The 11,969-nt window shown below is 61.2% G+C and carries 10 protein-coding genes; 2 read left to right on the forward strand and 8 right to left on the reverse strand.

Annotated features, from left to right (window positions below):
* Positions 1-21: 21 nt before the first annotated feature.
* The 5 genes from RT688_RS07445 to RT688_RS07465 are packed head-to-tail and all read right to left on the reverse strand — an operon-like array spanning position 22 to position 7,610.
* On the reverse strand, positions 22-3,141 hold the full coding sequence (locus RT688_RS07445) for a DEAD/DEAH box helicase family protein (protein ID WP_313704206.1): 3,120 nt from the start codon (positions 3,139-3,141) through the stop codon (positions 22-24).
* Between the two features lie 2 nt (positions 3,142-3,143).
* A complete protein-coding gene (locus RT688_RS07450; RefSeq protein ID WP_313704207.1) occupies positions 3,144-3,512 on the reverse strand; it encodes a 50S ribosome-binding protein YggL in 369 nt (122 codons plus the stop codon).
* A gap of 44 nt (positions 3,513-3,556) precedes the next feature.
* On the reverse strand, positions 3,557-4,495 hold the full coding sequence (locus RT688_RS07455) for a DUF5655 domain-containing protein (RefSeq protein ID WP_313704208.1): 939 nt from the start codon (positions 4,493-4,495) through the stop codon (positions 3,557-3,559).
* Positions 4,492-5,763, reverse strand: coding sequence for a restriction endonuclease subunit S (locus tag RT688_RS07460; protein ID WP_313704209.1), 1,272 nt, complete (start codon positions 5,761-5,763; stop codon positions 4,492-4,494). Before RT688_RS07460 ends, RT688_RS07455 begins: the two co-directional genes overlap by 4 nt.
* A complete protein-coding gene (locus RT688_RS07465) occupies positions 5,760-7,610 on the reverse strand; it encodes a class I SAM-dependent DNA methyltransferase (RefSeq protein WP_313704210.1) in 1,851 nt (616 codons plus the stop codon). The genes RT688_RS07460 and RT688_RS07465 overlap by 4 nt, the downstream gene beginning before the upstream one ends.
* A 686-nt stretch (positions 7,611-8,296) precedes the next feature.
* Here RT688_RS07465 and RT688_RS07470 point away from each other — a divergent pair.
* Complete coding sequence (locus tag RT688_RS07470; RefSeq protein ID WP_313704211.1) at positions 8,297-9,097, forward strand: replication-relaxation family protein; 801 nt, start codon at positions 8,297-8,299, stop codon at positions 9,095-9,097.
* A 184-nt stretch (positions 9,098-9,281) separates the two neighbouring features.
* Here RT688_RS07470 and RT688_RS07475 read toward each other — a convergent pair whose 3' ends face one another.
* The 3 genes from RT688_RS07475 to RT688_RS07485 all read right to left on the reverse strand — a co-directional run bounded on the left by RT688_RS07475 (position 9,282) and on the right by RT688_RS07485 (position 11,475).
* Positions 9,282-10,160, reverse strand: coding sequence for a replication initiation protein (locus RT688_RS07475; RefSeq protein ID WP_313704212.1), 879 nt, complete (start codon positions 10,158-10,160; stop codon positions 9,282-9,284).
* Between the two features lie 93 nt (positions 10,161-10,253).
* On the reverse strand, positions 10,254-11,111 hold the full coding sequence (locus RT688_RS07480) for a helicase RepA family protein (RefSeq protein WP_313704213.1): 858 nt from the start codon (positions 11,109-11,111) through the stop codon (positions 10,254-10,256).
* Positions 11,112-11,151: 40 nt separating this feature from the next.
* Positions 11,152-11,475 carry a helix-turn-helix domain-containing protein gene (locus RT688_RS07485; RefSeq protein WP_313704214.1) on the reverse strand — a complete coding sequence of 108 codons (324 nt, stop codon included), beginning with the start codon at positions 11,473-11,475 and terminating at the stop codon, positions 11,152-11,154.
* A 214-nt stretch (positions 11,476-11,689) separates the two neighbouring features.
* On the opposite strand from RT688_RS07485, the gene RT688_RS07490 reads away from it, so the two are divergent.
* Positions 11,690-11,969: hypothetical protein (locus RT688_RS07490; RefSeq protein WP_313704215.1), on the forward strand; the 280-nt coding region annotated here is incomplete at its 3' end.

Consider the following 11,969-nt stretch of genomic DNA (forward strand, 5'->3'; position numbering starts at 1 on the left):
GCATCTTGAGCCAGCGCCCTCTCAGGGCCGCGCCGCTGGGCCGCCAGGGCCTGATTTCGCACGCAGCGCCTCGTAAAGCTGGGCCGGTCCAAGCAGGATGTCGCGCAGGCCTTCGCGCACACGTTCCGAACCAAGCGCCTGTGTGCTCATAGTCTGGTGGGCGTCTAGCGCATCCATAATGGCATGCATTACGGCGTCCTTGAGGTCGGGCGAGTTGGCGAACTGCTCCTTACTGTTGCTGGCGGCTTGGCGCATCAAGGTTTCGTTTTCCAGCAACTTGCCCTTGAGGACACCGTTGACATACACAAGCTGGTCATCGTCCGTCAGCTCGCCCTCGAACAATCCGTTCACCTTCTCGATGATTTCGTTCAGATAGGCCTGCTGTTTTTCCTGCACGCTGCCACTGCCCACCGCGTCCATGGGCGGCAGCTTGTAGCTGCCGTCGGCATTCAACCCCATAGCCTGCTTGCCATGGCTCTTCAAGGTATGGTGGGTCAGCACGACCTTGCTGAGGTCCACGGTATCCCGTTCGCGACCGAAGTCGAGCAACGGAACGAGGCGCTTGTAGAACAAGAAGCGCTTCTCAATGTCCGTATTGCCGTAGTCGAAAATCTGGCTCAGGAAGGAGTACAGGCGCGTGTAGGCCCCCATATCGTTCTTGAACAGCAGCAGTGCATCCATTTGGTCCTTAGCAGCACGCGCGCCCTTCTCGTCATGCCTCTCGTCAGCCAGCGTCACGTCCTTCTGGGCAGACTTGTAACGCTTGAGCAAGCGGTCAGCAACGGGCGCGATAGCGGCGTCGAGCTGCTTTTGCGTGCCGTTCGGGTCCAGGTCCACTTTGGCGACGCGGTCCACTTCGTAGTCATCGTAGAAGCCGGTCGAATCCAGCTTGGCGCGCAGGTCGTAGACCAGGTGCGGGTCGGTGACCGCTTCCATTTCGGCGGTCTCGTAATAAGTCTTGAAGGCCTTGAGGATTTCCGCCGGCTCGTTCACGAAGTCGAGCACATAGGTGGCGTCCTTGCCGGGATACGAGCGGTTCAAGCGCGAAAGCGTTTGCACGGCTTGGATACCGCCGAGTATTTTGTCCACGTACATGCCGCACAAGAGCGGCTGGTCGAAGCCGGTCTGGAACTTGTTTGCCACTAGCAAAATATGGAAATCCGGTCCCTTGAACACCTCGCGGATGTCCCTGCCTCGCAGGCCTGGATTCAATGCCTCGCTGGTCTCGGTCACCGGCTCAGGGAAGCTTTCGACATCCTCCACCTCACCGGAAAACGCAACCAGCACGCCCAGCGGGTAATTCTGCTTGGCGACGTAGGCGCGGATGGCCTTTTGCCAGCGCACGGCCTCCTTGCGACTGCCGACCACCACCATCGCTTTGGCCTTCCCTTCGAGCAGCGGCTGAACATTCTCGCGGTAGTGCTCCACCACGATTTGTACCTTGCTGGCGATGTTGTAGGGGTGCAGCCGCACCCATTGCATCAGGCCCTTCATCGCCGTGCTGCGCTCGACAGCCTTGTCATCCCATTCCTGCCCATCATGCGCCAGCTTGAAGGCGAGCTTGTAGCTGGTGTAATTCTTGAGCACGTCGAGGATGAAGCGTTCCTCGATGGCCTGGCGCATCGAATAGACGTGGAAGGGTTGCGGCAAGCCATCCGCCCCTTTGCGGCCGAATAGCTCCAGCGTCTTGGCCTTGGGCGTCGCGGTGAACGCCACGTAGGTCAGGCCTTTCACTCCGGCGCGCGCCTCCATCTGCGCCGCGAGCAACGCTTCAGCGTCCACTTCGCCACCATCTTGCAGGTCGGCCCACTCCTGCGCCGACAGTAATTGCTTGAGCTTGGCTGCCGCCTCGCCGGTCTGCGAGCTGTGAGCTTCGTCGGCGATGACAGCGAAGCGCTTGCCTTCGGTGGCCGCCAGTTCCTGCACGGCCTGCAAGGCGAACGGGAAGGTCTGGATGGTGCAGACGATGATTTTCTTGCCGCCCTTGAGCGCCTGGCCGAGCTGGGCGCTCTTGCTGCCGTGTTCGTTGGTGATGGTGGCCACCACGCCGGTGGTGCGCTCGAAATCGAAGATGGCTTCTTGAAGCTGGGCGTCCAGCACCGTGCGGTCGCTGACCACCAGCACGCTGTCGAACAGCTTGTTGTGCTGCGCATCGTGCAGGTCGGCCAGGAAGTGCGCCGTCCAGGCAATCGAGTTGGTCTTGCCCGAGCCGGCCGAATGCTGAATCAGGTAGCGTTCGCCAGGGCCCTTGTCCAGCACATCGGCCACCAGCTTGCGCGTGGCGTCGAGCTGGTGGTAGCGCGGGAAGATGACCGCCTGCGGCTGCTTCTTGTCATTGCGCTTGCAGATGAGGTAGCGATGCAGAATGTCCAGCCAGCTATCCACAGCCCAGACCTCTTCCCACAGGTAGGCCGTGGCGTAGCCGTCGGGGTTCGGCGCGTTGCCCGCGCCGCCGGCGTTGCCCCGGTTGAAGGGCAGGAAGGTCGTGGCCGTTCCCGCCAGCCGGGTGGCCATCATAACCTCGGATTGGCTCACCGCGAAATGCACCAGCGCACCGCCCGGGAAACCGAGCAAAGGCTCCAGCACGCCGCCCTTGGGCTGAGGGTGGCGGTCTTCGCGGTACTGGTCGACCGCATCATGCACGCTTTGGGTGAAGTTGCTCTTCAGTTCCGCCGTGGCGACGGCGACGCCGTTCAGGAACAGCACCAGGTCGAGCTCGGCCTTCGGATTGTTGGGCGAATGGCAGACCTGGCGCACCACGCGCAGACGGTTGGCGCCGTATTTCGCCTGAATGGCGGGGTTAATGGCCAGCGCCGGCTTGAACTGCGCCAGCTCCAGCGGCGCCGGCAAGCCCAGCATCTCTACGCCCCGGCGCAACACGTCCAGCGTGCCGCGCTCGTTCATGTTCTTGCGGATGCGGTCGGCCAGCACTTGGGGCAGCGCGGCGCCGTGGGTCTTGGAGAGACGCTGCCAGCTGTCGGGCTGGGTTGCTTCAATCCAGGTCAGCAGGTCGGGAAGGAACAGGCTACTGGCGCGGTCGAAGCGGGCAGCGTCGCCTTGCTCGTACAGCCAGCCATTGGCAGCCAGATGGGCGCAGATTTCTGTTTCGAAGTGATGTTCCTGGTGCAGGTTCTGGCTCATGTTCAGTCTTCCCATCCATACCAGGCATCTTGCCAGTCGCTGGCCTCTGCTTCCTTGACCTCCGGCCGGGCGCGCAGCCATGCAAGCAGGGCATCGCGCTGGGCTGCGGACACCGAGCCGCGCTGGGCTACGATAAACCCATCCGTTTCCTCGATTGGCGCCTTGCCGCCTACTCCACCGACTAGCAAGTGATGGTGCTCGACCACTCCGATAAGCGAGTCCAGGAACTGGTCGAACTCGGCATCGGGCTGCGCGGGATGGAAGCGGATAAGCAGCGTGAAGCCCAGCTCCTGAAATTCTGCGACGTGATGCTTCTTGCGCTGGCGAGAATTAAGGCGGGCAATTCTTGAGCGTGAGCGTGTTTTCAGCATGGCTTGTTTCGGTGGTTGACTTTGGGATGTCGTTGGCACGACCTTCAATTCTCGGCATAACTGCGTTCCAGCAGTGCCTGTGCCTTTTGCAGGTCAAGGGGCCCAAACAGGCACAGCTCCACGTCACCCGTGCCCCAATGGCCCACCTGGCTGACGTCGCGGCTGAAGCCTTCCTCGAACGCGACCGTGTCGGGGTCGAGCTTGAGCGTGACAAGCAGGCGGTTCGGGTAGACGATGACGCAGGCGAAGTTCTTCAGCCGTCGGAACGCGGTGTAGAGCTTGAGCGACTTCTGCTGCACGTCGTCACCTAGCGACATCAGCAGCGACGCGGTCTGCTCGTACAGTGCACGAATATCCGGTGTGGCCAGCGCCAGTTGTTCGGCCAGCGACTTGTCCTTGCCCTGCGGCTTGGGCACTTCCTGTTCGACGGGAGGAACGTCGGCTGCGGTGGGCTTCACAGCCGTGGCATCCGCCACGCTCTGCGCGTTCACCAGTTCCAGAAGCAGCAGGTCATCACCGAAAAGCTTGTAGCGGATGAGTTCGATGTTGCGCGGTATCTGCTGGACCGCGTGCTGGTCGTAACGGGTGAAGTCGGACGCGATGCACAGCAGGCGCGTTCCTTTCCATTCGATGTGCTGGGCGGTCTCCTTGCCGAATTTCTCCATGACGAGCCAGCGGAATTCGGCTTGGTGGTCCAGCAGCCAGTCCAGGTAGAACAGCCCTTGGTTAATGACGTTCTCCGTGCTGTGGCGCTTGTACTCGACGATGACCGGACAGCCGTTCTCGTCCAGGCCCAGCGAGTCGATACGGCCACGGTGCGTCTTGCCGGTGGCGTATTCGCTAGCAAGGAAGCGCACGCCGAGGAAGGTTTCCATTTGGCCCTCGATGAGGGATTGCAGGGTCTTTTCCAGTGGCGCGGCGTGACTGGTGAGTTCGGTGACAGTGCTGGTGCCATGCAGGCGGAAGAGTTGGATGTCGCTCATGCGGCGATGGCCTCCGGGCGTTCGGCTGCGACCTGCGAAATCATGCTTCGAACGTCGATTTGGCCGGTGACTGCGGCGGCAATAAGCGCAGAGCGGCGTTCTGTGAGTAGCTTAATGGCTGTGCTAGCAGCGTCCGCTAGCAAATCTAGCTTGGCGGTTTCCTCGTTGAGGAAGGCGTCAATAGCTTCTTGTTCCTGCAGGGAAGGAACGGCCAGCCACACTACCTTCAAGGATTCACGATTGATTTTTGGCATCGCCACCCGTTGTGACTCCAATTCAGCCAAAGCAGAGAAAGGCTCTGACAATATGAACCACTTCAAGAACACATTTAAGAGCTTCGATGTACCTCGCAGAGGATACATGTCCGCACTGCAAAGACAATTTTCCGGGGCGATGCAAACTTTACGAAGGGCGGGCCGAATCTTGCTGTAGATGACATCTCCTGCATTGCAAAGATACTTTCCGCTTTCTGCGGACTGTTCATGTGCCGTTTCTGTATACAGTAGCCGCCCCGTGCCAGATTCAATATGGTTCGGCGCGATTAGCAACATCGAGCGATATGGCTCTTCCTCTGGATTCACTTGACCTTCTTGGACGTACACACAACGCTGAAAGGTGACGACGTCCCAGTGCACCGGCACTTCACCTAGCCACGCCACGCCAGAATCCTTCATTGGGGCGTTGGGGTTGATGCCTTTGGTGACGCCTTGGGAGATGGTGGCCTGGCGCTTTTCGGCCAGCAGGACAATGAGCTTTTCCTGCTCAGCAATCAGGACGTCGATTTTGGCGGTTTCGCGGTCGAGGAAGGCGGCGATGGAGGATTGCTCGTCCAGAGTTGGGCGAGCTATCAAGTGGGTGCTCAAAGCACCCTTCGTCATGCTTGGCAAAGCCGTATTTGTCGAGTAGTAGTCAAAAGGAATCGTCAGCGTTGCGTAATAGGCATAGCGCCCGTTCGTTCCGGGACGCACCTTGGACCAATACATTGTGTCTACAGTCCAAAATGGACCGTTGAAGTATAGAGGCTTATCAATCGTGCCTTTCCGCCCGAGCAGGACAGACTCTCCATCGTACAGGTAGGTAGACGCATATGCGAATTGCCCACCTGAGCCAATTACTGGAAAACCTTCCGCCTGCTCTACATTTTTGTGGTCTGCTCCGTTCTGAATGTCGAGCAAATGCTTTAGCGCGACAATATCCCAATGTGCTGGAACGCTACCAATCCAATCGACACCACTGTCTTTATACTCTTCATATCTCGGCAAGCTCATTCCGCTAACTCCTCAAGCATCTTCATGATGCTCGCCGACACCGCCTTCAGCTCCTCGTCAATCGCATGCAAACTGCGCGGCGGCTCAAACACATAGAAATGCCGGTTGAACGGAATTTCATACCCTACCTTGCTCTTCTCCGCATCAATCCATGCATCGGGCGCATGCGGCAGCACCTCTCGCTCGAAGTAAGCCTGGATGTCCTCGCTCAACGGCACGTTCTCGGTATCTCGCAACGCGCTGTCTGGCTGGAGCTTGCCCTTCTGCTTGCCCTTCACGCCCAGCACCGGGTTGCCGGCCTCGTCGCGCAAGGGCCGCTCGACGGTAATGGTGGTGTAGCCGAATTCCTCGTTCCGGAAGATGCGCGAGATGGGCACGCGCTTGAGCTTGCCTCCCTCGGGTGCGGCAGGCAGGTTGTCGGTGCCGGTCACGAGTTGCGGCGCGCCCGACGCGACGCCGGCCGCGTCGAACACGGTGACGAGCTCTGCCTCTATGAAGTCGCCGAACAGGCGCGTGACGGTGGCGATATGTTCGTCGCTCAGTTCCTTGCGCTTGCTGCCCAGGCTCTTGCGCATCTTTTGCCAGAAGCCGCTGGCGTCAATGAGCTGCACAAAGCCCTTACGGTCAGTCGGCTTCTTGTTCGACAGAATCCAGACGTAGGTCGCGATGCCGGTGTTGTAAAACATATCGGTAGGCAGGCCGACGATGGCCTCCACCAGGTCGTTCTCCAGCACGTAGCGGCGGATTTCGCTCTCGCCGCTGCCGGCCCCGCCCGTGAACAGGGGCGAACCATTGAGCACGATGCCGAAGCGGCTGCCGCCTTCGCCATTGACGACCGGCGCCATCTTCGACAGCAGGTGCATCAGGAACAGCATGGAACCATCGGAGACGCGCGGCAGGCCAGGGCCGAAGCGGCCGTCGAAGCCCTTCTGCTCGTGCTCCTGCCGCACCGCCTTCTCCACTTTTTTCCACTCGACCCCGAACGGCGGATTGGACAGCATGTAGTCGAACTTGCGCCCACCATGGCCGTCGTCGGACAGCGTATTGCCGGCGATGATGTTCTCCACCGGCTGGCCCTTGATGAGCATGTCCGCTTTGCAGATGGCGTAGGACTCGTCGTTGAGCTCTTGGCCGAACATGGTGAGACGCGCCTGCGGGTTGTGCTCCAACAGATATTCACCGGCAATCGACAGCATGCCGCCGGTGCCCGCCGTGGGGTCGTAGATGGTGCGCACCACGGCGCTGCCGGGCGTCAGCACATCGTCATCTTCGATGAACAGCAGGTTCACCATCAGGCGGATGACTTCGCGCGGGGTGAAGTGCTCACCGGCCGTTTCGTTCGAGATTTCGGCGAATTTCCGAATTAGTTCCTCGAACACGAGGCCCATGCTGGCGTTGTCCACCACTTCGGGGTGCAGGTCGATGTTGGCGAATTTTTCGGTGACGAGGTAAAGCAGGTTGGCCTTGGCCAGGCGCTCGACCTGTGTGTAGAAGTCGAAGCGCTCGAAGATGTCGCGCGCCGCCGGGGAGAATGCCTGGACATAGGCGTACAGGTTCTGGCGGATATGGTCCTGGTCGCCCAGCAGCTTGACCAAGTCCAGTGGCGACGTGTTGTAGAAGCTCTGGTTGCCGGACGCGCGGCGCAGGAACGGGTCAGGATTCAGGCCGGCCTTGGTCTTGGCCTCGAATTCGGCCAGTACGGCCGGCTTGGTCGCCTCCAGCACACAGTCCAAGCGGCGCAGCACAGTGAATGGCAGGATGACGCGGCCGTATTCGGACTGCTTGTAGTCGCCGCGCAGGAGGTCGGCGACCGACCAGATAAAGGACGACAGGGCTTGATGATTCATGGGTATGTAAAAACCTGTTAATTCTGCATTTTCAGTAATCAGCAACTTTATCATTTCCGAACAGAATCACCCAATTTCAGCCGTAGGCCGATGGTCCGATACAACGCGGCACGGGCCATTTGGCCATCTTTGCCCGAGGTGCCGGGTTTGCAAGACGCAGTCGCGCAGTCGCCGGCCACGAGCCGGTGACGCAGGGGCGCCACAACACGCCACGCGTGGTGTGGGGCAAGGGCGTCCAGCCCGCCGCCCAGCCCATCGCGCCCGGCCCCAGCCGGGTCGATGGGCTGCCTGGGGGGAGCCGCGAATCGCTGAACGCCCCAGCGTTCAGAAGCCCGCCGACGGGCTGGCAGATTCGTGGGGGGCATGGCCCCGGCGCCCCGGGCAGCGCGCGGGCATCGTAGTCGAGTCAAGCGAAGCGCGGACCGCAGGCGCCAGCCGGAGTCGGCAACGCGTCCAGCGGGGCAGAGTGAGTACGATGCCCACGCACAGCGTGGGGCGCCCGCCGTTGGGAGCACGGGCTTCGTCCAGAAGCCCGAACCGCCGGCCAGACGTTCAGTCTGGCGTAAAGGCGGTGGTGCTCCTGCCGCGCGAGCGGCTTCGCCTCCCCTGTTCGCTCCCCGGCGAACGGGCAATCGAACAGCGTTCGGGCGCTATACGGGTTATCGACATCACGGAGAGATAACCCTATGAAAGCGAAGGACGGACGGGCAATCGCCCACGACAACGAAGTACGGGTGCTGCGCGCCCTGCACCGCTTCGGCTGGCTGCGCACGCGCGACCTGGCCGCACTGGTGTGGCAACGGTGGAAAGCGCACCCTCTCAGCGAGCCGGATTTTAAGCCACCGGCAGCGTCGGCTTCCGGGCTGAGAATGGCGCAACGGACCATGCTCCGGCTCTTTAAGGCGCGCCTGGTGCTGCGCGGACAGGCGCCGAATGGCAGCGTGATTTATGCGCTTGCCGAGGCCGGGGCCCGACGCTTGCAGCGCCTGGGCGTGCCCGCGACATCCGGCAAGGACCTGGTGCGCAGCTTCAGCAGCGCGCAATTCAGACACCGAAGCATTGCGAACGACATCGCCATCGGCGCCATCATCGCCGGCCTGCGGGTGTCCACGGAGCGCGAGATTGCGCAGAATCGCTGGCTCGGTGGCGATGCCGGCATCGCCGGCAAGAAACCGGACGTCTTACTGCGCTATGGCGAACAGGTTTGGTGGGTGGAGGTAGATAAAAGCCGGAAGAATGCACGGGATTATGCGCAGCTGCTCCGGTGGCTCGCACAGGTAGGCGCCGACATGCTGCGCCCTGTCGGTCCCGCGCTGCTGGACGAGGGCTTGCGCTGGGCAAAGGTCGTATTCGTCTGCACGCCAGCGTTCCAGGCCAGACTGTGCCGTGACCTTGCAACAGCAGGTTGGAAAAAGAATGTAATTGACAGCGTCATCATGTTCAAGCCGTCGCTATACTCATTCGAGGACATAGTATTTGCATCTTGAGTTATGGGAGCGGCTTGGGTCGGTACCGCTCCGACAGCTTGATTCTAAGTCCCGGCACAAATCTCGCCGGGCGCCCCGCCGGACGCGTCACCGACCCCGGCGGGGTTTTTCATTGCGGGTCTTTGTTCGACGCGCATCACCCTGGCTGGAGGCCAGGGCGCTGCTATCTGATATGGCTTTTGTCTCAGGCAACGGTGTCGGGGACGAGCAGGCCACTCTTCAAGCGCCGGTAGTAGGTCGCCCGGCTAATGCCTTGCGCGGCCCAGGGTTCGCCCTCGGCAGTGCGCGTGGCCGGCCGGCCGCCTCGCTTGCCACGCGCGGACTGAATGGCGGAGAATTTTTCATCGCTGAACTGCCGCCAGGTCCACCTGGCCACGCTTCTCGACACAGCCTTTACTTCCGAAAATGACAGTGGCAGCGTGAAGGTGTTGAGCTTTTCGGCTTGCCCAAGGACGGCGCGCTGCCAATGCTCTGGCATGGCGCCATTGCGCTTGTACTCTCGTATCCACTGATACGACCAGGCGCGCAGTGCATCGAACAGCATGCAGTTTCGCCCCAACCCGAGCGCTTCACGCGGCGCGCGGCGCTTGGGCAGCTCGACGTATTCGGCCAGTTCGCCCAGCTCATAGAGCCGTTGCACCCATAGCGTTCGCCAGGCTTCGTGGCACGGGGTCTTCGCGATGAGACCGGCGTAGCCGGGGTCGGCACGCAGCTTCGCAAGGAAGGCTTGCTGCACCGCCGCCGCGTAGCGAATTGGCGCGTCGCGCGCGGCATCGCTCATGGCAACTGGCGTCACGAGGCCATAAAACAGGTGGGCGTGTGCATTCGCCGGATTGATGACGGTCAGCGTCGGCGGCGGCAGATTGGCCTTTTCCCACGCGTACGCGGCGCCTCGAAAGTCAAGGTCGAAAATCAGCCAGGCCACTTCGAGCGGTGCGTTGGGCTGGAGATGCCTGAACTGCAAGGCGGTAGCAGTCGGGCGGACGACAAGTCCGCAGGTGAGGTCATTGGCACAGTATGGCCGGCGCGGAAGCCTGGCTTGAAAAATAGTAGGGGTATCCATCGGGGCTGGTGCCCCGGCGGTGCGTTACTTCAAAATGTCCTTATTCTGCAAAATCCCCAATAGTTGTCCTCATGCGCATGCCGGGGCTGTCTATCAGGTGGTTAAAAGGCGCGCGCCACCGACTGCCCGCGTGTTTGTACGCGGCGCCGACAGTTGTGCGAGTTGGAATCGACCGCCCGGCCCGCGCTTGAGCCAGCAGCGCGGTCGGGGAGGCAGGTAGTTGGTCTTGGCGAAATCGAGCGCGACGTGGTGCGCACGCTCGGCATCGGAAATCGCGTGCTGGGTGGCAGTCTTCTCGTCCATCCGTGACAGGTTCAGTTGCCAGCGCGCGCCGTCGACTAAGGCGCTGGAGCCGCGCGCAGCATGCTGCGAGCCGACATCGGCAGCAGACGCCCGGTTGGCATGGTGAATGCCCAGCACGGCGGCGCCGGTGGCCTTGGCCAGCTTCTCCATTGCGACGACGAAGTTCGTCATGTCGGTGCTGCTATTTTCGTCGCCGCCGTGCATGCGGCGCAGCGGGTCGATGATGACGAGCCGAGCTCCGTCGGCCAACGCACAGAGTTCGTCGTAGAGCGCAGTCGTCCCTTCATCGGCAACCAGGATGCAGGATTCGCCCGCCATCGGCAGCAGTACAAGGTTGCGATAGAGGTCAGGATAACCTCGCTCATCCAGCGACAGCAGGCAACGGACGCGCTCGGCAAGCAGGCGCTCAGACTCTTCGCCCGCAAGGAAGACTACCTTGCCGGGCAAGGATGGCGGGAACAGTCCGCCGGCGACCGGACGGCCAAGAGCCAGGGAGGCGGCAAAGTCGAGCGCCAGCTGCGATTTGCCCGTCGCTCCCGGCGCGACCAGCAGCCCGAACGTACCAGGCAACAGGCCGGGCAGCACGAAGTCGAGCGGCGGCAAGGGAGCAGACAGCGCCCAGGCAAGGTCCAGGGGTTTCAACGACATGGCGCTTCCCCTCTCTTATACTGGTCCAGAGGTGTCGTGTTCATTCGCCGCCCTCCAGCCGTGCCAGCTTGCGTTCAGTGCTGGCGCGCAGGCTGCCTGCGACGGAATAAGACTGTTTACTACATGGCTTGCTCGCGACGGTTATCGCATCCAGGCTTTGCGCATCAACGGCAGGTTCGAGCAGACGCTGGGACAGCCAGCCGTAGAAGGCATCCGGATGCCAGAAGACGCGGTTGCCCAGCTTCGCGGGCGCCGGCAGGATGCCTTCGTTAATCCAGTTCTCGACGGACCGGATGGAAATGTCCAGTAGGTCGGCAACGGCCTGTTTCGACAGCGGAGTAAAGGGTGCGTGGTGAAGTGTCATGAAGGACCTCCGTAGTTCAGGTCGTTCGTATAGGTAAAGGCAATCGGAAATCACGCGCTTTTCGCGCAGATGACCGAAATATTTTTGTAACGCAATGTTGCAGGCTGGTTTGAAGTGGCGAGCCAGTGGCAAATCAGTGGCAAACAGGCCTTGATTGCCACTGCACGCAGCTTCGCGCAGCGGAGCGAAGACACGCGCAAGTCATTGATTTATAATGTACCGAATTAACCCGCGAACATCGTTTCAAGCACGAAAAGCCCGTTCGGGACGTAGAGGCCGGAGGTTCGAATCCTCTCACCCCGACCACGAATTCAACGAAGACAGCAGCCAATGGCTGCTGTTTTTGTTTCTGCTTCCCGCCCCCTTCTTTCCGCAGCGCCCGGAATATAAAAGCCCCGCAAGCCTTGCAGCCTGCGGGGCTTCGTTCATCCAGCCTGCCGGCTTAGAACTCGTAAGCGCCGATATCGAAGGCGCCGCCGCGCGGACGGGCCACG

The sequence above is a fragment of the Massilia sp. genome (assembly GCF_032106685.1).
In the GTDB taxonomy this organism is placed as follows: domain Bacteria; phylum Pseudomonadota; class Gammaproteobacteria; order Burkholderiales; family Burkholderiaceae_D; genus Telluria.

Bases quoted from the DNA above. Each gene is read 5' to 3' on its own strand.
- RT688_RS07445 (WP_313704206.1), bottom strand. From the start codon at position 3,141: ATGAGCCAGAACCTGCACCAGGAACATCACTTCGAAACAGAAATCTGC.
- RT688_RS07450 (WP_313704207.1), bottom strand. From the start codon at position 3,512: ATGCTGAAAACACGCTCACGCTCAAGAATTGCCCGCCTTAATTCTCGC.
- RT688_RS07455 (WP_313704208.1), bottom strand. From the start codon at position 4,495: ATGAGCGACATCCAACTCTTCCGCCTGCATGGCACCAGCACTGTCACC.
- RT688_RS07460 (WP_313704209.1), bottom strand. From the start codon at position 5,763: ATGAGCTTGCCGAGATATGAAGAGTATAAAGACAGTGGTGTCGATTGG.
- RT688_RS07465 (WP_313704210.1), bottom strand. From the start codon at position 7,610: ATGAATCATCAAGCCCTGTCGTCCTTTATCTGGTCGGTCGCCGACCTC.
- RT688_RS07470 (WP_313704211.1), top strand. From the start codon at position 8,297: ATGAAAGCGAAGGACGGACGGGCAATCGCCCACGACAACGAAGTACGG.
- RT688_RS07475 (WP_313704212.1), bottom strand. From the start codon at position 10,160: ATGGATACCCCTACTATTTTTCAAGCCAGGCTTCCGCGCCGGCCATAC.
- RT688_RS07480 (WP_313704213.1), bottom strand. From the start codon at position 11,111: ATGTCGTTGAAACCCCTGGACCTTGCCTGGGCGCTGTCTGCTCCCTTG.
- RT688_RS07485 (WP_313704214.1), bottom strand. From the start codon at position 11,475: ATGACACTTCACCACGCACCCTTTACTCCGCTGTCGAAACAGGCCGTT.